The sequence below is a fragment of the Streptococcus sp. 1171_SSPC genome, assembly GCF_001069335.1.
GTDB classification, from domain to species: domain Bacteria; phylum Bacillota; class Bacilli; order Lactobacillales; family Streptococcaceae; genus Streptococcus; species Streptococcus xiaochunlingii.
The window spans coordinates 1-26,398 of the sequence record NZ_JWAK01000024.1 but is presented as its reverse complement, the minus strand read 5'-3'; the positions used below and the strand labels follow the sequence as shown (position 1 = coordinate 26,398).

Annotated in this window: 21 protein-coding genes and 2 pseudogenes; 10 read left to right on the top strand and 13 right to left on the bottom strand. The window is 38.6% G+C overall.

The annotated features are described in order from the left end of the window. Positions 1 to 185 precede the first annotated feature (185 nt). The 8 genes and pseudogenes from ADF75_RS04555 to ADF75_RS10200 all read left to right on the top strand — a co-directional run bounded on the left by ADF75_RS04555 (position 186) and on the right by ADF75_RS10200 (position 6,353). Complete coding sequence (locus tag ADF75_RS04555) at positions 186 to 560, top strand: ankyrin repeat domain-containing protein (protein WP_048789310.1); 375 nt, start codon at positions 186 to 188, stop codon at positions 558 to 560. Between the two features lie 69 nt (positions 561 to 629). Continuing rightward, entirely contained in the window at positions 630 to 1,397 is a 768-nt protein-coding gene (locus ADF75_RS04550) for a hypothetical protein (RefSeq protein ID WP_048789309.1), read from the top strand. A 163-nt stretch (positions 1,398 to 1,560) separates the two neighbouring features. Beyond that, a pseudogene (locus tag ADF75_RS10875) lies at positions 1,561 to 1,824 on the top strand (RHS repeat-associated core domain-containing protein); the annotation flags it as partial. Then, positions 1,793 to 2,566 carry a hypothetical protein gene (locus tag ADF75_RS10495; protein ID WP_152902318.1) on the top strand — a complete coding sequence of 258 codons (774 nt, stop codon included), beginning with the start codon at positions 1,793 to 1,795 and terminating at the stop codon, positions 2,564 to 2,566. The pseudogene ADF75_RS10875 and the gene ADF75_RS10495, both read left to right, overlap by 32 nt. A gap of 116 nt (positions 2,567 to 2,682) precedes the next feature. Continuing rightward, on the top strand, positions 2,683 to 3,198 hold the full coding sequence (locus ADF75_RS04540; protein ID WP_048789308.1) for a hypothetical protein: 516 nt from the start codon (positions 2,683 to 2,685) through the stop codon (positions 3,196 to 3,198). An 896-nt stretch (positions 3,199 to 4,094) separates the two neighbouring features. Next, positions 4,095 to 4,427, top strand: a complete 333-nt coding sequence (locus ADF75_RS04535; protein WP_006148265.1) for a hypothetical protein — start codon at positions 4,095 to 4,097, stop codon at positions 4,425 to 4,427. A gap of 306 nt (positions 4,428 to 4,733) precedes the next feature. Beyond that, entirely contained in the window at positions 4,734 to 4,922 is a 189-nt protein-coding gene (locus ADF75_RS10205; RefSeq protein WP_239665202.1) for a hypothetical protein, read from the top strand. A gap of 149 nt (positions 4,923 to 5,071) precedes the next feature. Further along, positions 5,072 to 6,353, top strand: a pseudogene (locus ADF75_RS10200) (transposase). Positions 6,354 to 6,411: 58 nt separating this feature from the next. On the opposite strand, the gene ADF75_RS04520 reads toward ADF75_RS10200, so the two are convergent. The 4 genes from ADF75_RS04520 to ADF75_RS04510 form a co-directional block, all read right to left on the bottom strand. After that, entirely contained in the window at positions 6,412 to 6,714 is a 303-nt protein-coding gene (locus tag ADF75_RS04520) for a hypothetical protein (RefSeq protein WP_048789306.1), read from the bottom strand. A 100-nt stretch (positions 6,715 to 6,814) separates the two neighbouring features. Beyond that, positions 6,815 to 8,131, bottom strand: coding sequence for a PrsW family glutamic-type intramembrane protease (locus tag ADF75_RS04515; protein ID WP_048789305.1), 1,317 nt, complete (start codon positions 8,129 to 8,131; stop codon positions 6,815 to 6,817). A gap of 18 nt (positions 8,132 to 8,149) precedes the next feature. Then, a complete protein-coding gene (locus tag ADF75_RS10905; RefSeq protein WP_414716340.1) occupies positions 8,150 to 8,434 on the bottom strand; it encodes an LPXTG cell wall anchor domain-containing protein in 285 nt (94 codons plus the stop codon). Further along, entirely contained in the window at positions 8,361 to 13,160 is a 4,800-nt protein-coding gene (locus ADF75_RS04510) for an SEC10/PgrA surface exclusion domain-containing protein (protein ID WP_160312447.1), read from the bottom strand. The genes ADF75_RS10905 and ADF75_RS04510 overlap by 74 nt, the downstream gene beginning before the upstream one ends. A 181-nt stretch (positions 13,161 to 13,341) precedes the next feature. Between ADF75_RS04510 and ADF75_RS04505 the strand changes: the two genes are divergently transcribed. Next, positions 13,342 to 13,650, top strand: coding sequence for a helix-turn-helix domain-containing protein (locus ADF75_RS04505; RefSeq protein WP_048789303.1), 309 nt, complete (start codon positions 13,342 to 13,344; stop codon positions 13,648 to 13,650). A gap of 197 nt (positions 13,651 to 13,847) precedes the next feature. Here the strand turns inward: ADF75_RS04505 and ftsY are convergent, their stop codons facing one another. From ftsY to yycF, 9 genes are all read right to left on the bottom strand, one after another. Further along, on the bottom strand, positions 13,848 to 15,461 hold the full coding sequence (gene ftsY / locus ADF75_RS04500; RefSeq protein ID WP_048789302.1) for a signal recognition particle-docking protein FtsY: 1,614 nt from the start codon (positions 15,459 to 15,461) through the stop codon (positions 13,848 to 13,850). After that, positions 15,461 to 16,282 carry a Cof-type HAD-IIB family hydrolase gene (locus tag ADF75_RS04495; protein WP_048789301.1) on the bottom strand — a complete coding sequence of 274 codons (822 nt, stop codon included), beginning with the start codon at positions 16,280 to 16,282 and terminating at the stop codon, positions 15,461 to 15,463. Before ADF75_RS04495 ends, ftsY begins: the two co-directional genes overlap by 1 nt. Beyond that, positions 16,279 to 17,076: a Cof-type HAD-IIB family hydrolase gene (locus tag ADF75_RS04490; protein ID WP_048789300.1), complete on the bottom strand. Its 798-nt coding sequence runs from the start codon at positions 17,074 to 17,076 to the stop codon at positions 16,279 to 16,281. The genes ADF75_RS04495 and ADF75_RS04490 overlap by 4 nt, the downstream gene beginning before the upstream one ends. Continuing rightward, positions 17,066 to 20,611: a chromosome segregation protein SMC gene (gene smc, locus ADF75_RS04485; protein WP_048789299.1), complete on the bottom strand. Its 3,546-nt coding sequence runs from the start codon at positions 20,609 to 20,611 to the stop codon at positions 17,066 to 17,068. Before smc ends, ADF75_RS04490 begins: the two co-directional genes overlap by 11 nt. Next, positions 20,602 to 21,303 carry a ribonuclease III gene (rnc, locus tag ADF75_RS04480; protein ID WP_048689531.1) on the bottom strand — a complete coding sequence of 234 codons (702 nt, stop codon included), beginning with the start codon at positions 21,301 to 21,303 and terminating at the stop codon, positions 20,602 to 20,604. The genes smc and rnc overlap by 10 nt, the downstream gene beginning before the upstream one ends. A 158-nt stretch (positions 21,304 to 21,461) precedes the next feature. Next, complete coding sequence (locus tag ADF75_RS04475) at positions 21,462 to 21,851, bottom strand: YbaN family protein (RefSeq protein WP_414716339.1); 390 nt, start codon at positions 21,849 to 21,851, stop codon at positions 21,462 to 21,464. Between the two features lie 57 nt (positions 21,852 to 21,908). Then, on the bottom strand, positions 21,909 to 22,718 hold the full coding sequence (locus ADF75_RS04470; protein WP_048689535.1) for an MBL fold metallo-hydrolase: 810 nt from the start codon (positions 22,716 to 22,718) through the stop codon (positions 21,909 to 21,911). 8 nt (positions 22,719 to 22,726) lie between these two features. Continuing rightward, on the bottom strand, positions 22,727 to 24,073 hold the full coding sequence (gene vicK / locus ADF75_RS04465; protein WP_048789298.1) for a cell wall metabolism sensor histidine kinase VicK: 1,347 nt from the start codon (positions 24,071 to 24,073) through the stop codon (positions 22,727 to 22,729). Beyond that, positions 24,066 to 24,767: a response regulator YycF gene (gene yycF, locus ADF75_RS04460; RefSeq protein ID WP_048789362.1), complete on the bottom strand. Its 702-nt coding sequence runs from the start codon at positions 24,765 to 24,767 to the stop codon at positions 24,066 to 24,068. Before yycF ends, vicK begins: the two co-directional genes overlap by 8 nt. Positions 24,768 to 25,345: 578 nt before the next feature. Here yycF and ADF75_RS04455 point away from each other — a divergent pair. Beyond that, complete coding sequence (locus ADF75_RS04455) at positions 25,346 to 26,395, top strand: DUF389 domain-containing protein (protein WP_048789297.1); 1,050 nt, start codon at positions 25,346 to 25,348, stop codon at positions 26,393 to 26,395. The last annotated feature ends 3 nt before the right edge of the window (positions 26,396 to 26,398 follow it).

Genomic DNA, 26,398 nt, shown 5'->3' with positions numbered 1-26,398 from the left:
ATTTATTCCGTAACGATCTAAGCCAAAACAGCCTATGAATACGGCTAGGACGGTCATGCTCAAAAAATACAAGAACGTAAAAACAGATTAAACAATAAAAAAAGGAACATAAAGAAAATTGCGTTACGTGTAATAAATAAGATCAAGAAATTAAATTTATCAACTTACAACTATAGGTATTATTAATGGAAAAAGAATTGTTATGTATTTTAAAAAAATATGAAACGCATCCTGATTTCTTGGGTGACACTATTAAAGATATAAATCAAGTAGGAGGTATGGATGATACAGTTTTACATATTGCAGCTAGAAATAATTCTTTAAATGATGCTCTTGTATTTCTTCAAAATGGGGCATTGATCGATCTTAAAGGAGACTTAGGATATACTCCCCTACATTATGCATGCATGTTTGGAAATATAGAAATGGTGAAATTACTCCTTGATTATGGATCTGATAAAAATATACAAAATGAATTTGGAGAAAATGCCGTTAGAATTGCAATTAACTCATCCAGCGAAAATAAAGAGAAGATAGTAAAACTATTAAATGATTTTTAAAAACGTAAATAAAAAATAGATAATAAATCAATCAAATGGTGCCCTATCTTAAAATGGAGAAAGTAAGACATGAAAAAAAACAGTCTAATTTTATTAATTAAAAATCAAATGTCAGATAAACAAAAAAATGAAAATGCCTTACATTTAAATACACTTTTACTAAGCTCGATAGAAAATCCTAGTATAGATAATGATTGTTTCATAGAATTATTTAGCTATTATTCTAACATATCCCAAGGAGAAGTAAGTGAACTATTTGATTTACTGCAATCTTTAACCCAAGATGAAATCAATATAATTTATGATTTTTTAGAATATATTTTAAAGTTTGTCAAAGACTTAGGAGTATATTGTGAATTTGAAAAATTTCTTACGGAGGTAAAATATATACAAGAACGAAATTATCTAGAGGAAAAAATTAGGACTACTTTTCCAATTTTCAAAGTTGATAAAAATAACATCATAAGTTTTGATGATAGTGATAACTCTTATATATTTTCTATAATGCAACTATCTACTAAAACTTGGATTGAGATAACATACGATGATTTTCTCTCAATACTTGAATCACTAGAGTGGCAAGCCTTTACTAATAAGGCTTTATTATATTTTACTCCTTGCTGTTTAAAATATATTTTTTCTAATTTGTCTAAATTTTATTTATATGGTTACGTTGTTGAATTTTTATATGTTGCTCTAAGAAACAAAAGTACGATTTTTAACACTACTCAAATCAACTTAATCATTGATTTTTTAAAATTAATCCAAAATTTTAACCAGGAAATTAGTGTCGAAACACAAAAAAAAATAACAAGTACTATTCAACTTTATTTATAACTTCTCGGCCTTTAAGGGTGCGGTGGGTAGCGACCGGCCGGTCAATCCGGTACATGGTTTGAAATTTTTGGAGGGTGAAACCGACTTTGCTTTTGAAGGCATTTTGCCATAAGATTCAAAAACTTGCAGTTTTTGCTGTGGTTTTGGCAACTATACCGTCTGGGGTCGTCTAGAAGAGGAAACCAAGGTAACCGATAGCGCATACCAAGCCTTCCGCCTGCAAAACCAGTATTGCGACCGTGAAACGGGGCTGCATTACAATCTGATGCGCTATTACGATCCTGAGGCCGGGCGGTTTGTGAACCAGGATCCGATTAGATTAATTGGTGGAGATAATCTATATCAGTTTGCGCCTAATGCGGCTATGTGGCTTGACCCTTGGGGGTTAGCAAAATTTGGCTCTGGGAAAGGTACATGCAATTGTTAGTCATTTTGATAGTAAGGGTAATCTTGTGGGGCAGCCACGTTCCTATCAAAGTGGAGGTATGACTCCAGAGGAAAAGGCATTAGGTTTTCCTAGATCAACTTTGGCCACTCATACAGAAAATAGAGCGATGCGAGATTTAACACCGGACTTGAAGCCTGGAGATACAGTGAGAATTAAAGGAGAGTACCCAGCATGTCCTAGTTGTAAAGGGGCTATGAATAGAGCACATGAAAAAACAGGGGCCAGGATAATTTATGAAGTTCCAGGGACTGAACCATGGGAAGCAGGAAAAAGTAAAAAAGAACTCGTAAAGCACCTCTCCCAGCTGGAAAAAAACGACAAACACCTCCACCTGGAAAATGTTAAGAAACAATATGATAAGGAATTTTTTATGGAAATTATTTCAAGAAATACATATTACAAAATAGAAGATGATATTCTTACCATTGCATTTGCAGATAGTGAAAAGCCTAATCCTGACAATTACTTAATTTTGCAAAGAGAAGTTGATGACTTAGAATACTATTATTATGAAATTAATAGTCAACAATATTCAGGGGTAGGTGGTTTCAAAAAGGTAGAAATTTATTCCGATAAATTAGTTATTTATTTTCAAGAAAACCAAAAAATTTATCAAAATAGTATTAAAAATCTAATTATTACATATCAACCTGATAAAAAATTAAATGAATATATTGAGTATATTTTTGGAGAATCTGATTGTGAAGTTGTAATTTACTAAATTTAAAAAATAACGACGGTAAGGCTACAATATCTAAAAAACAATAATAAAAGGATTAGAAAAATATTGAAGGAAATATCTTTCTATCAAGCAAAAAAATTATGGAGTATACTTTTATGTTCAAATCAAAATTATTTCCCGAGGTTTTTTTTAATATATGTATTAAGCGTAAAGTAGAAATTAAAAAGTTAGATAAACTTCCTAAACTGGATAATAACTATTTGTTATTTATTACTAATTATCAGGAGGTAGAGATAATACCTGATATTTCTCTTTTTAATTATGAAGAGGCTTTAAATGAAAATAGATACTTAGAGTGTAATTATCCCGAAATATCAAGGTGTTTTTGGAGTATTGGACAAGCAGGACAGGGAGATGGATGGTTTCTAAATAAAATAGATAATACCATTTTTCATTATAATCATGATACTGGAGAATATACCAAATCTGGATTTACAAATTTAGGGATAGGTTTCTCACAATTTATCCAATTGGCTTTGTTATACAGAGATTTAGAGCACCTATTAGATGAAGGAGAGACACTTACGGATAATATAAAAACTGAGTTTATATATTCAGTAAATAGTATAAGTAATAATTTGTTTAATGTTTATCCATTTAAGTATTTTTAATTGAAATATTCAATAAATTTATTAAACAAACCGTAGCCCCGCACAAAACCTTCAGTTCTGACATAGGGTGTGTGCGGTATGCACGCACACGGGTTCTGCTTTTCAGACGACCCCATCCCCACAGTTCAGAAAAAGATACAGATAACGTAGAAATGAATCAGCCAATCGGCTATGACAGAGATACAGGAGCAATTCTTACAAAAGTCAAAATTATTGTAATGAACGGCACCAATAAAATTATTACAGGAGACCCATCATGATAAGTACTGATTATTTTTGGTTTAGAGAGTGCCCCATATGAGATAGGCAGGGGAGATTAATTATAAAAAAAAATATTGACTCTAATAAATTATTTCTCTGTTGCGATGAATGTATGAGTTGCTGGGAAAATGAGGATGACTTAACTCAACAAAGAAAGAAATTTATGGAATATTCTATTAAGTCAAAGATAGCGAATGCTTCAGAAGACGATATTAGTAATTTTCATTGGGAAAAATATAAACTACACAAGTGTTCTGACACATTCATCTAATTTTATTAACTGTAGTTAGATCGAGGTCCAAAAAAACCGCAAGGTATTCTGAAAGAGGAAACCAAGGTAACGGATAGCGCATACCAACCCTTCCGCTTACAGAACCAGTATTGCGACTGCGAAACGGGCTGCATTACAACTTCTTCAGGTATTACGAGCCTGAGGCAGGTGATTTGTGAATCATGATCCGATTGGGTTGTTGGGTGGAGAGAATCTTTACTTTTTGCACCTAATGTTCAAGGATCGGTTGACCCATTGGGATTAGCAAAAAATAGATGGGCTTACTATTCACTACATGGCAATATTTGATAAAGCTGGAAAAATGAAGAATGTAACTGACTTCAAATTCAAATAAGAGGATTATATGAATAAATTTATTTATAAAAAAGATCAAAATTATACTGACCACTGGGAATTTTGCAATCAAAATAAATATCCATTTATTACAATTAATAATATTGATAATGGTTTTAGTGAGCTATTTTTTGACATAACAAATATAAGTAATAAATTAGAAGATATTTCTAATTCTATAAAAGAAATATCTTCTTGCTATAATAATTTTTTTCTAGTTCCTAGCTACATATTAGAAAGATATGAATCTCAATATTATTACTTTAAATTTCCCGTTATAAATACCCACGCAGAACTTATTGCGAACCAGTTATTTGATTATTTACTTGAAAACATAAGTTAAAGCCTACTGTTACGAAAGAAGATCAACCATTTTACTAAGCCAAAGCGAGCGAATTAGATTAAGATCTAATAAACAAGTCATAGCTCGTATAGAGAGATTCTCCTAAAACACACAGTTAGCTTCATAAAACAAATCGCCGCACTTAACGACCTGACGCAGACCTAGATAGGTAAGAACACAGTGGCATCAGCTTAGGCCGTCAACCGCAGCTATGCCTACGACAAAGCAGGCAACCTGACCCACAGTACCGACCAACGGACGGGAACGACCCGGTTAGAATACGACAAACTGGGCCGGATTACCCAAGTGGGTAATGAAGTGTTCGCCTTCGACCCCGCGCACAATATCCTGTCAGATCACAATAGCCCTACCGTCCCCGACAACCGCCTAAAAACCTACAACGGCAGCAGCTATTACTACGACTACTTCGGCAACCTCATCCACCGCGAACTGGCCTGCAACCAGATATCGCCTATCGTGAAGATGCTCGACTAGAATAGAAAAAACATCCTGCAAGAATTCGGCTCTATAATTTCTGTAGTGGGTAAAACCACCATAGGAATTATAGAGCCTATTTTGTTGCAGAAAAAAATCCTATAAGACCTATAATGAAAAGTGACCAAACCATCATTAGAAAGAATCTTATGGAACAATTAAATTTTTTCACAATCTTACTCGGAATTAAAGACAAGAACATCATAATCTTGGATTATCTAGATTCTAAAACACATAAAGAAATTAACGCTAAGCTAGATTATCCTTCCCCTAAGTGTCCACATTGCCTAGGGCAAATAACTAAATATGACTTCCAAAAAGAATCCAAAATTCCCTATCTAGAGTGTGCAGGCTATAAGACACTCATTCGATTGAGAAAACGTCGTTTTTGTTGTGAAATCTGCGGGAAAATGGCTGTCGCAGAGAGTTACTTAGTCAAAAAGAAGCACCAAATATCAACGGTCGTCAACCAGAAAATCACTCAAAAATTTATTGAGAAAGTCCCTATGACAGCTATCGCAGAAAGTCTATCTGTCTCTACTTCGACAGTCATTCGCAAATTGAAAGAATTCAAATTCATGACAGATTTATCTTTCCTTCCAACTCACATGTCTTGGGATGAGTACAGCTTCAAGAAAGGGTTGATGAACTTCATTGCACAGAATTTTGATTCCAGAAAGATCGTAGCTATCTTGGATGGGCGGACTCAAGTGACTATTCGTAATCATTTCCTTCGCTATTCTAGACTGGTGAGAAATCGCGTGAAAGTCATTACCATGGATATGTTTAGCCCCTACTACGATATTGCCAGAAAACTTCGCTTTCGAATTTCTAGACTCAGGCTGAAACAGTCTCCCAGACTATTTCACTCCCTAATACTAAAATCGTTCTGGATCGTTTTCACATTGTCCAACATCTCAGTCGAGCTATGAACCGTCTTCGCATCCAAATCATGAATCAGTTTGATCAGAAATCGCACGAATATAAGGTACTGAAACGTTGCTGGAAACTCAGCGATAAACGTTTTTATCGCCCAACTTTTCGATCACACTTGACTGATAAAGAGATTCTCTAAAAACTCCTTGTATACTCTAAAGAACTTAGAGAGCACTATGAAATCTATCAACTCTTACTCTTCCATTTCCAAGAGAAATAAACAGAGCATTTTTTGAACTGATTGAAGATACTATTTCTTGTGTAAATACTATTTTTCAAACTGTTTTTAAGACTTTTTTGAAAGATATGGACAAGATCATGAACGCATTGGAACTGCCCTACTCAAACGCGAAACTAAAGGCTACGAATAAACTCATTAAGGTCATCAAGCGCAATGCTTTTGGCTTCCGGAACTTTGAAAACTTCAAAACTAGAATCCTTATCGCTTTGAACATTAAAAGGGAGAGAATCAAGCTGATCCTCTCCAGGTTGTAACTTTTCATCAACCCACTACAGTTGATAAAGAGTCTAAAAAACTATGAAATATTATTTTTTATCTAGAAGATGATACTTTGTGAAATAATCCTTCAAAGAAATATCCTTTTCCTGGACTATTTGGATTAGCTTTAAAGTACAAATAATTAATTTCTCCTTCTGAAGGTACTTCAGCGTATATCTGCAGTCTTATCTCTCCATTTGTCGTGATTCGATCAACATAAAGTATATTGTCTTTACCAGTAGTACTATCTGAACTACTTTCTTCGCTGTACATAACTTTATGATCTGATTGCAAAACTATTGTCTGATCTTCGTCGTCTGAAATATAGGTTCCTGGAATCGAATCTTCATTACCCATCCAGATAGCAATATAACAAATACCATAGTTAAGATTTTTTAAATTTAATTTCTTAATTTCAAAATTATTTCATCTCCTAAATAATTATATTACAATAACACTATTTATTTTCAACTAAATTAACACTGGGATTATTTTCAACACTTAAATCATTAATTTCTTTTAGGGCTCTATTAATAATAATAAAAATTATAATCCATGCTAATATTCCCAAGGCTATGTATTGAAGGAATAATGTTGAAATAATATCTGTATCCCAAGCCCCATGCAGTATAATTACCAGAATTAGGAATCTTAAGCTTTCTCCCGTAAATATAGAACTCCAAGTAAATTCTTGTTGCTTTTTCAAAACCATCATTATTCCTGCACCGGATATCGCTGCCCAAGCTACATGACCACCAAAGGCCAATAAACCTCTTAAAATAGCATTTGTCACAGCATTTTGGGGATTCATATTAAATACATAGATTAATTGATCTTCCATTTGAAATGGTAATAATGATGAATTAAAAATATAACCTGCTGTTTCAAATACTGCAAATCCAGCTCCTACTGCTCCTCCAATCAATAAACCATTAAAAATATATCGCTTATATTTAAATTTACTAATAAAATAACCTGTTGCTAATATTTTCGCAAGTTCTTCGATCAATCCAGTCATCATAGATGGGACCAACTCTCCAGCACCACTTGGAAAAATTGTAGTTAAAACGTGCGTTATTACTAAAGACAATATCCCACCAATAAAAAATATTTCAAAAACTGTCATGATATCAATATTTCTAGGTGAGTTACATTCAAAATAGAAAAACAGTACTGGCATAGCTCCCGTAAGGGCGGCAACAAACATTAATCCTGGAAAAGCAATTCTATTAAACCATGTAACATATATAAAATATAACATAAAACTTGATACCAAGAGTAACAAAAATACTCTAGCAAAATACCATGGTTTAGGCCATTCTTTTGAAATGTTTTCAGGTAGGGGTGTAGTTGTTTTTGAACCACAAGCAAAAATATTTTCCGCCTCTTCACGTGTATGTTTTTTAAAAACTTGACTAAATAAGTCCCTCATTTTTAACTCAACAACACCCTCACCACCGGTAAAACTGTTAATTCTATCTGCAATAGAACCAGCAATATTACTAGCAGTATTTATCATCCCTGTTCCGTCCATTTTCGTACCACAGTTAGGACAAAATATTGAATCATTTTCATTTTTACAATTACATTTTGGACAGACCGTATATGTTGAATTTGAAACTGTGCTGTTTGCTTCTTCTAAATTATTGACTTTATTAATTGATTCAATATGTATTGAGAATTCACCTTTTTCTTTTGCTTCTTGAAACTCTTGAGCAGTTGGAATTCTACCATTTACTGCTTCGAAAAATTCAACCCATTCCTCTTTTGTCATTATGAACCTCCCATTCCTCTATTTTAATTTTTTTTTTGCTACTAAACCAAATCCTGCTAGTATAACTCCTAAACTGAGTATCATTAGATTTTCTTCTGAGCCAGTTATTGGAAGTGTCGGAATTACCTCATATTTAGATTTTGACCCTTGATAAATATAACTACTTTTTGAAACATCATTTATCGTTCTATGGATTACTTTTTGATTAATATTATAACGAGTGTATTCATCAGTAGGAGTATGGCATGAAAAAGTTTGATGGTTTAATTTGTGCCTTCTGATATGCAAGTAAAACAGCCTCATACTGAGCTTTGGCATCCAATTGGTTTTGGAGGAGAGTGTTTAGTTTTGCTTGTTCTGCTTCAAGAGTTTGAAGAGCTAGGCGGTGTGCCTCAAGAGCTTTTTCGTACTCTTCTTTTGTGACTTCGTAGTTCTCAGAAGCGTGGATTAGGCTATCAAGGAGAGTTTCCATCTCTTTGATGCTGTCTTCGATTTTAGCAATCTCTGCACGAACTGCCTCTTCTTGAGCTTTCAAGTCGTCTAATTGAGCTTGGATAGTTACTAGAACTTCTTCCTCTTGGGCTTGTTTTGCTTTGAGTCCTTGAAGGACAAGCTCTTCTTGTGCAAGTTCAGCTTGTGCTTGTGCCAAAGCTTCTTGTTTAGTCTTGACATCAGCAGTTAGGTTGGCAACGGCTACTTTAGCATCTGCCAATCGTTTTTCAGCAAGTTTTTCAGCTTCAAGAGCCTCTTGGTAAGCTTTTTGAGCATCAGGAGTTAAGTCCTTGGTTGCTTCTAGTTTCGCAATCACTTTACGAGTAGCTGTAAGCTCATCATCAGCTTTCTTATAAGTAGCTTGTGCCACTTCAAGTTCAGCTTGTGTTGTTTTAACAAGACCTTCAGCATCTTTCAAAGCTTGAACGGCATCTGCCAAGGCTTGGCGTTTTTCTTGCAAGCTTGCGTTTAGGTTAGCAACCGCTGTTTCCGCATTTTCCAAGCGAGTTTGAGAAGCCTTGTAGGCTAAATCTGCTTGGTCAAATGTAGCTTGAGCTTCAGGTGTCAAATCCTTAATTGCAAGGAGTGAATCAAGACCTTTTTTGATGTTTGTAAGCGTGCTTGTCGCTTTAGCATGTGCTGTTTCTGCATCAGCTTTCTTAGTTTGTGCAGTAGTGTTAGCTTTCTCAGCTTCTTCAAGTGCTTGGATGGCATCTGCCAAGGCTTGACGTTTCACTGCAAGGTCAGCGTTTAGGTTATTAACGGCTGTTTCTGCATTTTCAAAACGAGTCTTAGATGTGTTGTAAGCTAGTTCTGCTTGGTCAAATGTAGCTTGAGCTTCAGGTGTTAACTCTTTAATAGCATTTACTTTATAAAGAGCATCTTTTGCGGCATCAAGTGCTTTAGAAGCATTATTCTTAGTAGAAGTTGCTTTTGTAAGATTAGCCTGCGCAGTCTTGTCAGCTTTTTCGGCTTGGCTTAATTCTGATTTGGCAGTAGCGAGCTTATTGCTATTTGTAGCGATCTCGTTGTTAAGGTCAGCCAAAGCTTTCTCAGCAGTTGCAAGTCGTGTTTCAGCAGTTTTGTGTTCTGCTTTTGCAGTATTAAACTTAGCTTGAGCTTCAGGTGTCAAGTCCTTAATCGCTTGTGTACGCTTGATGGCATTCTTAATGTTGTCTAGTTTATCAACAACCTTATCATGTGCAGTAGTTGCCTCGCTAAGTGCCTTTTGAGCAACTGTATTTGCGATAGTTGCCTTAGACAAGACATCTTTTGCCTGTTCGTGAGTGGCACGTTTAGCTTTAATCTCTTTTGTGAGGTTTGTATAAGCAGTGCTTGCGTTTGTGTTGCGCAATTGTGCTTTACTCAATTCTGCCTTAGCAGTCTCAAGAACACGCTCGGCTTTAGGTGTCAAGTCTTGCGTGTTAAGTAAGGTGTTAAGACGATTTGTAGTTGTTGCAAGATTAGATCTTGCAGTTTCATCTGCACTTTTTGCGGAAGTCAAACGACTTTGAGCATTGTTGTTTGTCGCAATGGTAGAAGCTTGAGTTTTCTTAGCTTGCGCCAAGTCTTTTTCCATCTTGCTGGTGTCAAATGGAGTTGGGAGTGGTTTTGCAATACCCTTGTCGTAGTAATCGTCAATGTATACAGAAGTGCGTTCTCCAGTTGAATAGTTAAGAGTTGTTTCTATATGAGCATTTTGACCAGCAAATTGGATAAAATGAGTGCGCCCAACCTTATCTTTAGTATAACTAATATTTCCACCAACTGCACTTGGATAGGTTGGTTTGACACGCCCAACCATACCCTTCATGTGTCCAAAATTAGCATGAATATCATTGGTCATGAAGTCAATAACAGAATCGTAAACTTCACGATAGAGTTGAGACATGGTAGCTTTACGAGTAGTTCTAACATCACCACCACCTAAGTCGTGTGATGTCGCCAAAATCCATGCGTAATTCATTACCTCGCCATTCCATTTGACCTCATCAACACCATCATTATTAAGTGCCGTGCGGCTATGTCCACTGTCATAAGGTTTATTTTCATTAGCGTAATTCTTGGCAATGTTTTTAATCCCTTGAACAGACTCATTGGTGACGATAAAGTTATGTGTTCCCCAGATTTGGTCTTGGAGGTTATTTGCCATGAGTACATAGTAATGGCTCAAAGCTTTAATTTGTTCGTCAGTGATGTTATCCAAATCTACTAGAGTATCATCAATTGGAAGAACAATGTTATTATTATCCCAACCAGTAAAGATGTTTTTCTTAGTTTCTGGATTCCAAACAAATTGTGGTTTCCCAAAATCATACTTCCCACCCTTGTACCATGCTTGAATAGCATTGTTCAAAGCGTGTTTGTTTTCCTCACTATCATCATTCAAGTAGGTCTTGTAAGCCGCAATGACATTTTGTGGCAATTGAGGAATGGTCAAGTTTTTAATAGCAGAGATTTGTTTTTCAAGAGTTTCAACAGCTTTATCTGCTTCTTTTTTTGCATTCTCAACATCCTTAGCGACAGATGTTGCCTCAGACAATTCTTGAGCAGTTGCACTTTTAGTAGCTTCTTGTTGACTTTTTAGAGTCTTCAAGTCTTGGATGCTAGAGCGTTTTTGAGCATCTGTGTTTTTAGCATCCTCTAACTTACGTTCCGCATTGTCTTTAAGAGACTCCTTAGTTGCTAAGTCAGACTTGGCATTGTCACGTTCTTCTGTAACACCTGGCAAACGATTTTCAGATGAAGCAAGACTGTCTTTCGCTTCTTGTTCGTTTTGAGTTGCTTCTGTAAGTTTTTTCGAAGCTAGATTTGCTCCACCTTGAGCCTTAGTCAAAGCTTTTGCAGTTTTAGCTTCTTCAGCCTCAGCCTGAGTTTTAGCTTTATCTAACAAAGCAAGTTGTTCTGCTTTTTTAGCATCCGCACTCTTTGCATCATTCAAGTTCTTTGTAACACTTGTAAGGGTAGCTTCTTTTTTAGCTAAATCAGACTTAGCATTGTCACGCTCATTTGTAATGCCAGCAACTTTCCCTTTAGAAGCATCCAAGGTTGATTGAGCTGTTTGTTCCGCTTTTTTCTTCTTCTTCAAGTCGTCAGAAGCTTTGTTTGCGGCAGTTTGAGCGTTGAGTAAATCACCTTCTGCTTGCTTCAAAGTTGCAGTAGCTTGGTTCAAAGCATTTGTAGCTTGTACCAATTGTTCAGCTTTCTTAGCATCTGCACCTTTCGCATTTTTCAAAACTTCAGTCGCGTTTTTAAGACTTGCTTCTTTAGTAGCCAAATCATTCTTCGCACTGTCACGTTCGTTAAGTATAGCTGTTGTGCTAGTTCCATTGAGAACAGATTGAGCATTGTCCTTGTTTTGTTTGGCAACAACAAGGGCTGATGCAGTTTCATTTGCTTTATCAGTTGTATCTTGAAGTTTTTTAGCAGTAGAAGCGTTTGTCTTTTCGGCATCTACCTTTCCTTCTTCCAACTTAGCAATATCCCCAGCCTTTTTAGCATCCATCTTCTTGGCATCTTCCAATTTCTTAGACGCATCTGCAAGACTTGCTTCTTTAGTAGCTAGGTCAGCTTTAGCATTTTTACGTTCATTCAGGATAGCTGTTGTCCCAGTTCCGTCTAAAACAGCTTGGGCATTGTCTTTATTTTTTTGAGCAACAGTTAAAGCTAAAGAAGCTTCATTGTGAGCCTGCGTTGCGTTTGAAAGAGCATCAGTTGCTTGGTCAAAAGTATTTTTTTGCCCTACTTCACGTTCTTTTTCATCACTCAACTTGCGGGCTTTTGTAGCATCTGCGTTTTGTGATTGTTCAAAAGCTTTCTTGGCATCTTTCACAATAGCTTTTTTAGCTTCTGAATCTTTCTTAGCGTCTTTTTCTTCTTTGAGAACTTGTTCAGCCCCAGTTCCATTTAGAACATCTTGAGCGTTCTGAACTTTCTTTTTTGCATCAGCAACTTTTCCAGCTTGTTTTTGAGTCGCATCCATATCTTCTTTAACAACAGTTTCTTGTGCTTCTTTTTTCTTTTGCACTTGATTTTGTTGTTCTTTCAAAGAATCAATTTTTTCTGTTTGCGTAGTTACTTCTTTCTTAGAAGTATCAATCCCATTTTTTGTCTCTTCGATTGCTTGAGGTGTTGCAGAAGCTTTCTTCTGTTCAGCTTGTTCAAGCGCTTGTTTAGCGTTGCTTTCTACCTCACCAGTTGTAGCTTCCTGCTCTTTAGCCTTTTCAACAACAGGAGTTTGATCCTCAACAGCTTGGTCAGCTTGATTTTTAATTTCTTCTGCTTCTTTAACAATCTCTTCAGTTGGAGCTTTTATCACAAGAGCAGTTCCATTTGAAACCTCAACACCCTCAACTTGGGTGATGGCTGTGGTAGGTGAAGTTTGTACGTGTTTTTCTTCAGCTACTGTATTGTCTGTCGATTTCACATCAACTTGTTCATCTGCTTTTACAGATAACGTTGAGAAACTTGTTAATGCAACTCCTGCCGCTAAAGCAAGAGTTATTTTTTTATTCTTTTTGCTTTTTCTTGATTTCATTTTTTCCCACATAAATTTGAAGCGTATCTGCTCCAAATCCAAGTCCTTTACATAATATTACAAACGCTCTCATTATACCATCTTTATTTACTATTGTAAATTAGATTCCCTTTTTCTAATACTATTGTTTATATAAAAATCAACAAAAAATATATACAATAATTAAAAGGAGAATTTTTAAATGAAGATTGGAGAATTAGTCAGAGAATATCGACTAAGTAAAAAGCTAACTCAGCAAGAGCTGGCTGAAAAAAGTGATCTTAGCTTACCTTTTATTAATCTAATTGAAAACAATAGAAGAAACTTATCTGTCGATACTCTACTAAAAATTTTATCTGCCATGGAAATAGATCCTTCTGATTTTTTTAGACCTCTTTCTGAAACCTCAGATGATAATCTTCAACTTTTAATTGAAAAAATTCAACTCAATAAAAATCGTACTGAAATTATTGAACTTTTTCTCAACATACTAAGTCTAAATGAAAAATAAAAAAGTAGGTAAGTACCTACGTTTTTCTTCAAAACCTTGTCACTACAAGTTTTTTAAAGATTCTGGGACAATAGTCCTTTCGCTCCAAAAATGATGATGGAGCAAAATATTATTGAAAATACAACAAAAAGATAAACGTCAAAAATGATGTTTGTCTACATTCAAAAAACTCATCTCAATAAAGATGAGTTTTTTGTTTATATCAAACCTTCTAACAAGCCACGCATAAAGTTTTCAGAATTGAATTCACCGATGTCATCGATTTTTTCACCAAAACCGATTAATTTCACTGGGATATCCAATTCTTCTCGAATTGCAAGAACCACTCCTCCTCGAGCTGTTCCATCAATCTTAGTGAGGACGATACCAGTAATAGGCGTGATCTTAGAGAATTCCTTGGCTTGGACCAGGGCATTTTGTCCTGTAGACGCATCCAAGGCCAAGAAGGTTTCATGAGGGGCTGTAGGATCCACGCGCTTGATAATGCGACCAATTTTTTCTAATTCAGCCATCAGATTGTCTTTATTCTGAAGGCGACCAGCCGTATCAATCATCAAAACATCGACTTGTTCTGCCACTGCTCGTTCCATCCCATCAAAGACCACACTTGCAGGATCTGATTTTTCAGGACCTGTGACAACGGGCACATCCACACGGCGTCCCCATTCAGCCAACTGAGCAACAGCTCCTGCTCGGAAAGTATCTGCTGCGACTAGCATCACTTTTTTCCCTTCCTTCTTGTACTTATGAGCTAGTTTTCCGATAGAAGTGGTTTTCCCAACGCCATTCACTCCGACGAAGAGCATGACGGTCAAGCCGTCCTTAAAGTTGATTTGCTCATTGTATTGGCCATCTTTTTCATAGAGATCCACCAATTTTTCAATAATCACGCGACGCAAGGCATCCGGCTTCTTGGCATTTTCCAAGCGTGCTTCATAGCGGAGCTCTTCCGTCAGATTCGAAGCGACTTGGACTCCGACGTCACTCATGATCAAGAGTTCTTCTAAGTCTTCAAAGAATTCTTCATCTACAGAACGGAAGTTAGCAAAGAATGCATTTAGGGCAGCACCAAAGCCAGTCCGAGTTTTCTTCAAGCTTCGATTGTATTTTTCTTGAACCGTTTCTGTTGGTTGAGCAATCTCTGGCTCACTTGTCGTTTCTTCTACTACAGGCTCTTCTTCAACCTCTTCTGAAATTTCAAGTTCGCTAGCAGCTTCCTCTACTGGGAATTCTGCTTCAAGCTCTTCTGTATCTTCTTCTGAACTTTCAATAGTTGCTTCTTCAATTACTTCCTCGGGTTCTTTGGAAAGAATTGAAGTCTCATCTTCTGTTTCATTTTTTACAAGAACTTCTTCTTCAAGGACTTCTTGGACAAGATCTGATGAAGAATTCAGAGGCTCTTCATCAAGACTCTCTTCTTGTAAAGTTTCTACTTCTATAGTCTGTTCTTCAGGATCAGGGGCAAGTTCGGTTACTTCCTCAGGAGTGGTATCCTGCTTCACTTGAGAAGGGTACTCTTCCTCGATAGCTGTTTCCTGATTTACAGGCACTTCTGAAGGAATTTCTTCTTCAATAGATGCTGTCGACTCCTGCGATGATCGCGCTGATTCGGTAGCCATCCGCTCTTTCAATTCCGCATAGTAGGCTTCCATTGCCGAGATCTTAGCTTCATCACTTTGTGAAGCCTTTTGTGATACCGGCTCAGCTGGCGAACTTGCTTCTTTCTCGCTTCCCCCAAGCTCTTCTGTAAGTTCTTGGGCTTGTGGTTTTGTTTCTTCTTTTCTTCCAAATAGTCGGTCAAATAATCCCATTATTGACCCTCCTTCAATACATATTCTTCAATCGCTCTTCCGACTGCATCTTCATCATTGGTGTAGTCCGAGACTAGAGTAGCAATCTCCTTCACCTCATCCACCGCATTGGCCATGGCGATTCCTAGTCCTGCCCATTTTAACATGCTGGCATCGTTGGCTTCATCTCCACAGGCCATGACTTGGCTAGCATCGATTCCTAAATACTCCACCAAAGCTTCCAAGCCTCGATCCTTTTGAACGCCTTTGGGGCACCATTCCAAGAGCATGTCTCTGGATTTAAAAATCTCAAAACGCTCCCTTAATTCAGGAGAAATCTTTGGAATAGCGCCATCCAAATAGTCCTGTTGAAAGGCCGTCACACACTTATTGTAGGAAATCTGACTGGACAAATCTTCAATAGAAACGGGAATAAAATTCAAGTAAGGGTTATAGAGAGGGTAAAGAGATTCTTGATCAGATACCAGTGTATAAACATCCCCTTCGCTGATGGCATCTAGGGGCAAACCAAGGGCCTCTGTCTCCTCATAAATGCGGACGACATCATCTCGAGAGAAAACTGTCTTCGCAATGATCTCCCCTGTATTCTTTTGTACCAAGCCACCATTAAAAGTAATGGTGTATTCATCTGACAAGCCGACAGTCCCAATCTCTTGAAGCAGAAAATCCATAGCCTTGAGGGGACGACCCGTCGTCAAAACTACCTTGACCCCTTTTTCTTGAGCTGCACGAATGGCAGCTAAATTCCGAGGGGAGATTTTCTTCTCTGAGTTTAAGAGAGTACCGTCCAAGTCTAGTGCGATAACCTTAATCTGACTCATAATTCTTCCTCCATATAGCGAAGGACCGATCCTGTCGAATGGTGGGGCAATACGGTTTCAGCCAATTCCAAAATCAATGGACGGGCATTTTCTGGTGCAATTGGATGGCCAACAACCTGCATCATATGAAGATCATTGAGATTATCACCAAATGCTAGGACTTGATCTGAGCTTATGCCTAATTGATCCATTAGGGCTTGGATGGCGACCCCCTTGTCCACATAATCCAAGACAATATCAATGCACTCATAACCAGTGGTCATAGCCTTAACACCCTCAACATTTTGGGTAACCCAGGCTTCCCCTTCCGCTAATACTTCTTGGTCAAAATTGGTGGTCATCTTAAAGACAAGATCATCAATTTCTGAAAAATCAGACACCATTTGAATATTTTCATTGTAGTTTTGCGAAGCAGCTAGATAGTCTGGATCAACGGTCTTTAAAACATAGCTCCCGAGTTTTCCCGTTAACAAGCACTTATTTTTATCGAAATAAGGACTTTCTTGTAACTTGTCAAACATGGCTTGGTAAAATTCAGGGCTCATGGTCGCTTCATAGACATCTTCACCATGAAACTCAACAACACTGCCGTTTTCAGCTATAAAAATAATCTGATCCTGAACCTCTTTAAAGATTGTCTTCAAAGAGAGGAGAGACCGACCACTTGCTGCCGCAAAGTAGATCCCTTTTTCTTGAAACTTCTTTAATACCTTTAGGAATAAAGCTTGATCAAATTGATGATTTTCATCCAAAAAGGTCCCATCCATGTCTGTTGCGACTAATTTAATTTCCATTATCCATTCCTTCTATATCTTTCAGCTTCACAGATACAATCTTAGAGACTCCAGATTCTTGCATGGTCACTCCATAGATGGAATCTGCTGCCGCCATGGTTCCCTTACGGTGGGTGACCACAATAAACTGACTTTCCTTATCAAAACGATTGAGGTAATCCCCAAAACGTTTAACATTAGCCTCGTCTAGAGCCGCTTCTACCTCATCCAAGATGACAAATGGAATAGTCTTGACACGAATGATTGAGAAGAGCAGCGCCAATGCTGACAAAGCTTTCTCCCCACCACTCATCAAATTCAAGGATTGAATTTTCTTACCAGGCGGTTGAACAGAAATCTCGACTCCAGCTGACAAGAGATCCCCATCCGTCAAGATGAGATCAGCGGATCCTCCCCCAAACATCTGTTTAAAGGTTATTCGGAAGGATTCACGAATCGCTTCAAACGTAGACTTAAAGCGTTCTTTCACCTCATCATTCATATCATTAATGGTTTCAAGAAGAAGATTCTTCGCTGCCAAGACATCTTCTCGTTGACCGGAAAGGAAATCAAACCGAGTCTTGACCTCATCGTATTGTTCGATAGCATCAATATTGACAGGGCCTAAGGCTTTAATCGCTTTCTCCAAGTCTTTTAAGACTTGCTCAGACTGGGCTAGATTTTCTAGTTCGTTGGCCTGATTAGATGCCTCTTCAAAACTCATCTTGAATTCATCGGTCAGAGCTAACATCAGTTTATTTAGCTTATCTGCCAAGCGATCGCGATTGGATTCTGCTTTGGCCTGTAGGCGAATCCATTCCTCATTTTGACGACGGGCTTGTTCCATATGACCCGCTACATCATCAGACTGGCCTTCCAAATCCTCTAATTCAAATTGCTTACGAATCACAGCTTGCTCCAGAGCGGTTTTCTCTTGAAGGGTTGCTTGCAGTTGTTTTTCAAGGACAGAAACATCGATTTGCTCATGTCGATCTTCTCCCTGCTCAATCGCATATTGGAGAGCTTGGATTTCCCGTTCAGTAGAAGCCAACTCTTGCTGCAAGCGTTCGGCATCTGTCTGGTCATAGGTCAATCGACTCTTCAACTCTGTTTTCTGTAATTGGAGCTTGGCAATGGCTGCTCGTAAATTTTCAATTTTCTCGACAACGACATCTTTATTGAGCTTGACTTCTTCAATCTCAGCAGTGACTTGCTCTTTTTCCGCCTCAATTTCTTTCAGTCGCGCTTGCAAGTGATCCCGTTTTTGGAGGAGCTCCTGGTCGCTACCTTCATCCAGCTCTGTACGGATAAGTTCTAACAGTTCTTGGGCATCCAAGAGTTGCTGGTGAGCTTGCTCAAAAGCCAGTTGAAGTCGTTGCTCTTCTAGTCGCGCCCCTTCTCCTTGGCCTTTCAAAGATTCTAGTGTTTCTTGTGATTGGGTCACTTGGTCCTGTTGCTCTTGAACCTGCCCTTCTACTTCTCGCAAGTTCTTCTGAAGAGAGGCCAATTCTTGGTGCAAGCGATCCAGTTCTGGCTTGATGAAAATCGAATTATTGCTTCGATTTGCACCACCTGCATAGGAACCACCTGTGCGCAGTTCAGTTCCATCCAGCGTCACGATACGAACTTGGTAGGCAACCTTGCGAGCAGCCGTCTTGGCGTGCTCAATCGTATCAAAAATAGCTGTGACACCCAAAAGGTTTTGGAAAATCGACTCGAGGGAAGGATCATAGTCCACCAAACTGCTAGCTATCCCTAGGAATCCTGGACAGGCTTCAATCAGTTCTTGATTCTTTCCTGTAAGGTAGCGTGGTGTAATAGTTGTCAAAGGAAGGAAGGTTGCACGACCCGAGCGATTCTTCTTCAGATGCTCGATTGCCCGTGTTGCTGCTCCTTCGTCTTCTACGATGATATGCTGACTGCTGGCTCCTAGAGCAATTTCTAAGGCAGTCTGATACTCTGGTGAGAAGGAAAGTTTTTCACTGACAGCTCCCACGATTCCACCTAAGCGAGGCGCTTCTTGCAAGACACTCTTCACGCCCGCATAAAAATTACTATGATTTTTTTGAATCGCCTCTAAACTGTTAATGCGAGCCTGTTTTTCCTTACTTTGATCCAGTAAATCAAACATCTTGGCTTGCGCTTCTTGATAAGCCTGGCGAGCTTCCTCAAACCGTTTTGCCTCTGACTGATAGGTCTCAAGCAAGTGTTTCAGATGCTCTTGAGCTCCTTGATAAGCTTCTTGAGCAACCTGCTCTTTTTCCTGCAATTCTGTCACCATTTGGATTTGATTTTGGTAATCTTCCTTTTTACTTTGTGACAATTGAGCTGAGGCTTCCAATTGATTTTCAATGGTTGTTAATTCGTTTGATCGCTCCGCTTCATCCTGCATCAAGGCCACGTATTTTTCACGTAAATAATCGATCACCTGATCTGGATCTTCTGAGAAGCTGGCCAACTCTTTCTCCAAACCTTCCAGAGCTACTTGGCTCTTTTGTAGTTCTTCTTGAAGACTCTTTGTATTAGCTTGTTTTTCTTCCAACTGGGTCCGAAGAACTTGTAGACGCTCTTCCAGACTATTGACCCGCTCTTGATTTTCCTGACGACTTCGAGCGACCTGTTGCGACTCCAAGCGTGCCAATTCGATTTGTTTCTCCAAATCGCTTAAGAGACGAGTCAATTCCAAGAGGCTAGCTTGATCATCTGACAATTGGTGTTGAAGGGTCTGGCGACTCTGTTTCAATCGGAGACTTTCCGCCTCATACTCTTCTCTTTTCTGGTAATAAGCCTTTAATTGCTCTTGGATGGAGGTTTCTTCTTGGACGGCTTGATCATAGTCTTTTTTATTGACTTCAATTTGAGCAATCAAAACATCCAAATAAAGAACTTGGCGTTGTTGATCCAATTCTAAGAAACGTTTGGCCACAAGGGCTTGCTTTTCAAGAGGTTTGATTTGCCCCTCTAACTCAAAAATAATGTCTTCCAGACGGTCCAAATTATCCTGGGTCTGAATCAACTTAGATTCTGTTTCCTTGCGACGCGTTTTAAATTTAAGAACCCCAGCGGCTTCCTCAAAAATAGCCCGTCTCTCTTCTGGTTTGGAGTTAAAGATTTCTTCAACCTTTCCTTGGGAAATAATAGAGAAAGAATCTCTCCCCAGTCCAGTATCCATAAAGAGATCATGGACATCTCTCAAACGGACTTTCTTACCATCAATCTTGTATTCACTATCACCCGAGCGATAAATATGACGCTCCACTCGGATTTCTTTAGCAGCCTGTTTGATAAAGCCATCCCGGTTATCCAGTACTACCGTTACGCAGGCGTAGTTTAAGGGTTTCCGAGTTTCAGTCCCAGCAAAAATCACGTCCGGCATCTTGCCACCACGTAGGCTCTTGACACTCGATTCCCCTAAGGCCCAGCGCAGACTTTCCGTAATGTTTGATTTTCCAGATCCATTAGGGCCAACCACTGCGGTTACCCCTTGGTCAAAGATGACCCGGGTCTTATCTGCGAAAGACTTAAATCCTTGAATCTCAATTTCCTTTAAATACATGAGGGATCCACCTTATTCTCCACTGCTTTTTTTGCTGCTTCTTGTTCTGCAGCCTTTTTAGACCGGCCACGTCCTTGACCGATGATTTTCCCATTGACAGACACTTGCACTTCAAACTCCTTGGCATGAGCCGGTCCTGATTCACTCGTCACCTCATAGGTAATCAAGACATCCCCATGGATTTGAAGGATTTCTTGCAAGCGCGTCTTATAGTCAATCACTTGCTCAAATTGGCCCGCTTCGACTTTAGGAATCATGACTTGCTGAATGAAGTTCCGCACCATCTCCACTCCCTTATCCAAGAGTAAGGCGCCTAAAAAAGCTTCAAACAAATCTCCTAAGATGGTATCTCGGTTACGTCCACCAGATTTTTCCTCTCCCTTGCCAAGTTTGATAAATTGATCGAAACCACAATCACGGGAAAAACCTGCCAGGCTTTCCTCACGAACAATCATGGAACGCATTTTTGACAAATCACCCTCTGGCTTACTAGGGTAGAGGGCAAATAAATATTCGGAAATCACTAACTGGAGAACAGCGTCTCCTAAAAATTCCAAACGTTCATTATGTGAAATTTTTAAGAGGCGATGCTCATTCGCATATGAGGTATGTGTAAAAGCTGTTTCCAACAATTCTGTATCGTCAAAAGTCAGCCGAAATTTCTCAGCAAGAAGGTTATATAAGGCTTGCATCACGTTACTACTTTCTTTCTTCATTTATGCATCTGGATTGAATCCTGTGACCTATTCCGTCCAAAAGATGCACCCCTCTATTATACCAAAAAAGAGTGCGTCTCGCACTCCTTTCCCTTGTTTTCACAATAGGATTTAGGACCTATTCTGTCCTTATATCATTCTTCTTTATCCGGAATCACTTTGAACAAATAATAACTGATAAAAATAGTTAGTCCCAATAGACCTAATTTCACAAACCAGAGTGGTGCCAGGTAAATGGAAATCCCCATCAAAAGATAAATTTGTAGAATAATTCTTTTTTTTCGCTTTTTAGAGATCGACTTTGTTTCCCGATAATCCGCTACATAAGTTTGGTACAACTTGGTCCCATGCAACCATTTTTCAAAGCGTTGAGAACTCTTGGCAAAACAAGCCATAGCTAATAAAAGAAACGGGGTCGTTGGTAAAATAGGTAATGGAATCCCAATAATCCCTAACCCTAAGGAAATAAACCCTACTGTAATATACACATATTTCAAACTATCTGCTCCTATCCTTCCACTCATTTCAAGCCTACACTACTGACCTAAAAAGGAGATGAGCTCATCTCCTTTTTTAATCATCTAGATATCTACTAATGGAGTCGCTGTATCTGGAGATGTATCCAAGACGTCAAAATCATGCCCAACTGCTAGATCTGCTCGAGCCAGTTGATTAACCATGGTCATATGGGCCAATTCCTTGATATTGTTTTCCTTGGATAAGTGGCCCAGATAAATCTTTTTGGTCTTATTGCCTAGAGTCCGAATCATAGCATCTGCGCCATCTTCATTAGAGAGGTGGCCCAAATCAGATAAGATCCGCTGCTTTAATCGCCAAGCATAAGAGCCAGCTCGTAGGATTTCCACATCGTGGTTGGACTCGATCAAATAGCCATCTGCATTTTCCACAATCCCCGCCATCCGATCACTGACATAACCTGTATCCGTCAGCATGACAAAGCTCTTCCCATCCTTCATGAACCGGTAGAACTGGGGAGCTGCAGCATCATGGCTGACACCAAAACTTTCCACATCCAAATCCCCAAAGGTTAAGGTCTTACCCATTTCAAATAAATGTTTCTGGGAGTCATCGACCTTCCCAAGGTACTTGCTTCCCTCCATGGCCTTCCAGGTAGCTTCATTGGCGTATAGGTCCATCCCGTATTTACGAGCTAACACACCAACGCCATGAATGTGATCCGAATGTTCATGTGTGATTAAAATAGCATCAAGATCTTCGGGTTTGCGATCAATCTCTGCAAGCAAACCTGTAATTTTCTTCCCGGACAAGCCTGCATCTACTAGAATTTTCTTCTTAGGAGTCTCTAAGTAAAAAGAATTACCACTCGATCCTGAAGCTAAAATACTATACTTAAACCCTTTTTCATCCATTAGTTTTCTTATTCATCCTCATTATCCCATCCATCATCCAGGATAGCATCTTTATCATATGGTAGGACAATCGTGAAAGTAGAACCTTTTCCATATTCACTCTTGGCCCAGATAAATCCTTTGTGTTGCTTGATAATTTCCTTGGCAATAGCCAGTCCTAAACCAGTCCCACCTTGGGCGCGACTACGTGCCTTATCCACGCGATAAAAGCGATCAAAAATTCGTGGCAGGTCCTTTTTAGGAATCCCTAAGCCCTCATCCGAAATCGAAATAATCAACTGGGCATCTGTTGTTTTCATCCCCACACGAATTTCCCCACCATCTGGGGAATATTTGATAGCATTATTTAAGATATTGTCTAAGACCTGTGTCATCTTGTCTGTATCAATTTCAACCCAGACAGGAGAAATAGGATAATCACGAACAATATCATATTTCTTCTCGCCAGCCTGGTTCTTCATCTTATCAAAGCGGTTCAAAATGAAAGTGATAAAGGCTGTAAAGTTGGTCAATTCAACATCCAATTGACTGGTTTCATTATCGATCCGCGAAAGACTTAATAGATCCGTCACCATCCGCATCATCCGGTTGGTCTCTGTCAAAGATACTTTGACAAATTCCGGTGCAACTGGCTCCGTAATGGCTCCGTCATCCAAGGCTTCCAAGTAAGATTTAACACTGGTCAGTGGTGTTCGGAGTTCATGACTAACGTTGGATACGAATAAACGACGTTCCCGCTCTTCCTTGTCCTGTTCGGTTGTGTCATGCAAGACGGCAACCAGACCAGAAATAAAACCAGACTCTCTCCGGATCAAAGCGAAGCGAACCCGTAAAGAGATGTACTCCCCATTTTCATCCTGCGAATCGATAGTCAGTTCTGGAACATTGGTAATCAAGTCTCGCAGTTCATACTCTTCACTAATACCAAGCAAATCCAGAATACTGATATTCATGACCTCTTCGACCACGACATTAAGTTGTTTGGCAGCCATTTCATTGACTAGGATAATCTGCCCACGACGATTGGTCGCTAAAACCCCATCTGTCATATAGGATAGAATACTGGTCAAGCGCTTGGTTTCTTGCTCCAAATTTTCATGCGTCAAACGGATAACTTCTGATAAATCATTGATACTGTTGGAAATCTCTGTCAATTCAGGACCTCCTTGTAAATCAATGATATCGGAATATTCTCCAGCAATCAAACTCTTAATTTTATCATTCAACAGGCGTAGCTTCATGTTATCCCGACGATTTTCTAGAATCAGCAAGGCCACCACGATAATAAATCCAAGAGTGAGTAATATAAAAACAAAATTATAAGAGGTCATGACTTCTTTGATGTGATTAATCATTGTTTCTCATATAGTAACCGACACCGCGGCGCGTTAAAATATACTCCGGACGGCCTGGAATATCTTCGATTTTTTCACGCAAACGTCGAATCGTTACGTCCACTGTCCGAACATCTCCAAAATAATCGTAGCCCCAGACTGTTTCCAGCAAATGCTCCCGGGTCATGACTTGGCCTACATGGGTTGCCAAGTGATAGAGCAGCTCAAATTCGCGATGGGTCAACTCGAGCTCTTTGCCTTTTTTCTGAGCAAGGAAGGCATCCGGAATGATTTTCAAATCCCCAATCACAATCTCTGAATCTGATGTAGACTCTGTCTGTGATTCTACCGTTAGTTCTGTCCGACGCAATAAAGCTTTTACGCGAGCTTGAAGCTCACGATTTGAGAATGGCTTAGTCACATAGTCATCCGCACCAATTTCAAGACCGATGACCTTATCGAATTCTGTATCTTTTGCAGATAAGACAATAATCGGCACATTACTGGTCTTTCGAATGGTACGCGCTACTTCCAAACCATCAATTTCAGGAAGCATGAGGTCCAAGATCAAAATATCTGGGCTCTCAGCTTCGAAAACAGCCAGTGCTTCTTTTCCATCGAAGGCAGTCAAGACTTCATAGCCTTCTTTTGCCATATTGAATTTTATAATATCCGAAATCGGCTTTTCATCATCTACAACAAGAATTTTCTTCATACATGTACCTACTTCTATTTTTTTCTTTGCTTCTTCAAATCTCTGTCCTTTCATTATAGCAAATTTCTTTGAAAAATGGGAGTTATACTTTGATTTGTAAAGAAAGAGAAAGAAAAAGGTTGTGCAATAAAAAAAAATGATAATCACAACATAGAAGTCACTAAAATAGTGCTTGAATAATTATTTTCAATCCACAAAAAAGCTAGGTTTGAAGCCTGACTTTTCTATCTGTTATTTTCTCAACACGGGATTTGTTGGCGATGTCAGCTAGGATTGCTACAACACACTCATCATGTTTAAACATTAATACGGTATCTTCTTTCAGAGGAGATACCGTTCTTCCTTCTTTGAATAAGGAATCTAAAATTTCTGACTTTCTCTATCTGTTCAACTGATAGATTTCTTCAGAAAAAGGCTGTAAAATTTTTGATATAATGTTAAGGATGGATTGATGGATATTTAAAAGATAATGTTCAAAAGAATTACAAATGAGAATTAAAAATATGTCAAATTGGACAGAAGTTTCTCTACCATCATCCATTCAGAAACAAGATTATATGAAATAAAAGGAGTAACCAATGACCAGGAACTATTCAACACGTGAATTCCGCGAGAAACTATATGATGACCTTCATGTTCGATTAAGAGATACAGTGATTTTGATGTGTTCGATTTTTATTGCCTCTATAGGTCTAAATATGAATTCAACAGCTGTCATTATTGGAGCCATGCTGATTTCCCCTCTTATGACACCGATTATTGGACTGGGGTTTGGTTTAGCTATTTTTGATACGCGTTTAATCAAGCAATCTCTAGAGGTTTTATTGACTCAAGTGTTGGTCAGTTTGCTTGTCTCGACTCTGTATTTCTGGATTTCTCCCTTGTCTTATGCAAGTAGCGAGTTGATTGCACGAACCTCTCCAACCATTTGGGATGTCCTCATTGCTATTGCTGGTGGGATTGCTGGTGTGATCGGTTCAAGGAAAAAAGAAGCAAACAATATCGTGCCAGGAGTAGCCATTGCTACAGCTCTGATGCCGCCTATCTGTACTGCTGGCTATGGTTTAGCTAATGGGAATGTACGATTTTTATTGGGGGCTCTCTATCTTTTCTTGATCAACTGTGTCTTTATCATGCTAGCCAACATTGTTGGAACAAGAATTTTGATGAGAAAATCTCCTTTAACTTCATTTAAAGAGCTGAGCATTAAAATGAGAATTGGCTTGATATCTTTGATTGTATTGTTGATTCTTCCAGCTAGCTATTCGGCAGTTACTCTGACAATAGAACAAGCGCGCAAAGAAGGGATCAAACAGTTTGTAGGAAAAGAGTTCGCCAATTATACGGTTATTAATCAAGTCTACAAGTCAAGTAACAATGAATTGGTCTTGACGGTTGTTGGAGATCCGATTTCAGAAGAAGAATTAGAAACACTCCACCAAAAACAAGCCTCTTACGGTATTCAATCTGTTCAATTGAAAGTGAATCAAGTTCAGAACTCGCCAACATTAGATAGTGAAGCGACCAAGGAATTTTATGAAAACATTGACAAGTATATTGATCAAAAACTCTCTGAAAAAGATTCACAAAACGATCTCGTAAAAGAAAATGAAGCAGACAAGGATTGAGGA

Coding starts and splice junctions, on each gene's coding strand:
- ADF75_RS04555 (WP_048789310.1), top strand. CDS start 186: ATGGAAAAAGAATTGTTATGTATTTTAAAAAAATATGAAACGCATCCT.
- ADF75_RS04550 (WP_048789309.1), top strand. CDS start 630: ATGAAAAAAAACAGTCTAATTTTATTAATTAAAAATCAAATGTCAGAT.
- ADF75_RS04540 (WP_048789308.1), top strand. CDS start 2,683: ATGTTCAAATCAAAATTATTTCCCGAGGTTTTTTTTAATATATGTATT.
- ADF75_RS04535 (WP_006148265.1), top strand. CDS start 4,095: ATGAATAAATTTATTTATAAAAAAGATCAAAATTATACTGACCACTGG.
- ADF75_RS04520 (WP_048789306.1), bottom strand. CDS start 6,714: ATGGGTAATGAAGATTCGATTCCAGGAACCTATATTTCAGACGACGAA.
- ADF75_RS04515 (WP_048789305.1), bottom strand. CDS start 8,131: ATGACAAAAGAGGAATGGGTTGAATTTTTCGAAGCAGTAAATGGTAGA.
- ADF75_RS10905 (WP_414716340.1), bottom strand. CDS start 8,434: ATGAGGCTGTTTTACTTGCATATCAGAAGGCACAAATTAAACCATCAA.
- ADF75_RS04510 (WP_160312447.1), bottom strand. CDS start 13,160: ATGAAATCAAGAAAAAGCAAAAAGAATAAAAAAATAACTCTTGCTTTA.
- ADF75_RS04505 (WP_048789303.1), top strand. CDS start 13,342: ATGAAGATTGGAGAATTAGTCAGAGAATATCGACTAAGTAAAAAGCTA.
- ftsY (WP_048789302.1), bottom strand. CDS start 15,461: ATGGGATTATTTGACCGACTATTTGGAAGAAAAGAAGAAACAAAACCA.
- ADF75_RS04495 (WP_048789301.1), bottom strand. CDS start 16,282: ATGAGTCAGATTAAGGTTATCGCACTAGACTTGGACGGTACTCTCTTA.
- ADF75_RS04490 (WP_048789300.1), bottom strand. CDS start 17,076: ATGGAAATTAAATTAGTCGCAACAGACATGGATGGGACCTTTTTGGAT.
- smc (WP_048789299.1), bottom strand. CDS start 20,611: ATGTATTTAAAGGAAATTGAGATTCAAGGATTTAAGTCTTTCGCAGAT.
- rnc (WP_048689531.1), bottom strand. CDS start 21,303: ATGCAAGCCTTATATAACCTTCTTGCTGAGAAATTTCGGCTGACTTTT.
- ADF75_RS04475 (WP_414716339.1), bottom strand. CDS start 21,851: ATGAGTGGAAGGATAGGAGCAGATAGTTTGAAATATGTGTATATTACA.
- ADF75_RS04470 (WP_048689535.1), bottom strand. CDS start 22,718: ATGGATGAAAAAGGGTTTAAGTATAGTATTTTAGCTTCAGGATCGAGT.
- vicK (WP_048789298.1), bottom strand. CDS start 24,073: ATGATTAATCACATCAAAGAAGTCATGACCTCTTATAATTTTGTTTTT.
- yycF (WP_048789362.1), bottom strand. CDS start 24,767: ATGAAGAAAATTCTTGTTGTAGATGATGAAAAGCCGATTTCGGATATT.
- ADF75_RS04455 (WP_048789297.1), top strand. CDS start 25,346: ATGACCAGGAACTATTCAACACGTGAATTCCGCGAGAAACTATATGAT.